General features: G+C 69.8%; 1 protein-coding gene. It reads left to right on the forward strand.

Going from position 1 to position 1106, the window contains the following annotated elements; all coding sequences use genetic code 11:
• Nucleotides 1-55: 55 nt before the first annotated feature.
• A partial coding sequence (locus ACFV9W_RS39095) for an IS701 family transposase (protein ID WP_385770883.1) occupies nucleotides 56-1106 on the forward strand: 1051 nt, incomplete at its 3' end.

Below are 1106 nucleotides of genomic sequence, written 5' to 3' on the forward strand. Positions count from 1 at the left end.
TAGTAGTGCTTCGTTAGGTCTGTTCGTTGAGGCTGATCAGGAGCATGTTGGATGTGTGGACGCACATGAAGTGAACCGTCTGCGGGCGGAGTTGGAACTCTTCGTCGCGGATGTGTTCGCCCCGGTGCCGCGCAAGGACCAGCGGGGCTGGGGCGAGTGCTATCTGCGCGGGCTGATGCTGGACGGGCGGCGCAAGTCGATCCAGCCGATGGCCGCGCGGCTGCCGGACGGGAACATGCAGGCACTGCAGCAGTTCGTCAGCCAGTCGCCGTGGGACTGGACACCGGTGCGCCGGCGGATCGTCGAGCGGCTCTGCCAGGCGATCCGGCCCGAGGTGTGGGTGGTCGACGACGTGTCGTTCCCCAAGTGCGGCAAGGCGTCGGTCGGCGTGGCCCGGCAGTACTGCGGCGCGCTGGGCAAGCGGGCCAACTGCCAGGTCGCGGTCAGTGTGCATGCCGCTACGGACACGGCGTCGTGCCCGTTGGAGTGGGACTTGTTTCTGCCCGGGGAGTGGGCCGACGATGCCCGGCGGCGCAAGGCGGCCGGGGTGCCCGAGGACGTCAGGCATGTGCCCAAGTCCCGGCTGGCGCTGGGCCTGCTGGACCGGCTGGCCGACTGGCTGGGACGGGTGCCGGTGATCGTGGCCGATGCCGGTTACGGCCGCAGCGTCTCCTTCCGGCAGTCGCTGGAGGACCGCGGCTGGCGCTACGTGGTGGCCGTCGATCCCAAGGAAATCGTCCAGATGGAGGCGGCCGAGCCGTATCAGGTGCCCTATGGCGGGCTGGGGCCGCCGACCCGGCCCTGTTATCGCGAGGCCGCCCGGCCCCTGACCGATGTCGTCGATGCCACCACATCGTTCCAGCAGGTGACCTGGCGACAAGGCAGCAAGGGCCCGATGACCTCGCGCTTCGCCGTGCTCCAGGTGCGGCCAGCGGGCAAGCTCGCCCGCCGCGCCGCCCAGGAACAGGCCGGTGGACGCAGCCGGTGGGACGGCGTGCTGCCCCTGCGAACCCTGCTCGTCGAACAGAGCGAAAACGAAGCGGCACCGACCGGGTACTGGATGAGCAACCTGCCCGCCACCACCCCGCTCGCGGACCTGGTGCGGT

The organism is Streptomyces sp. NPDC059897 (assembly GCF_042730865.1).
GTDB lineage: Bacteria > Actinomycetota > Actinomycetes > Streptomycetales > Streptomycetaceae > Streptomyces.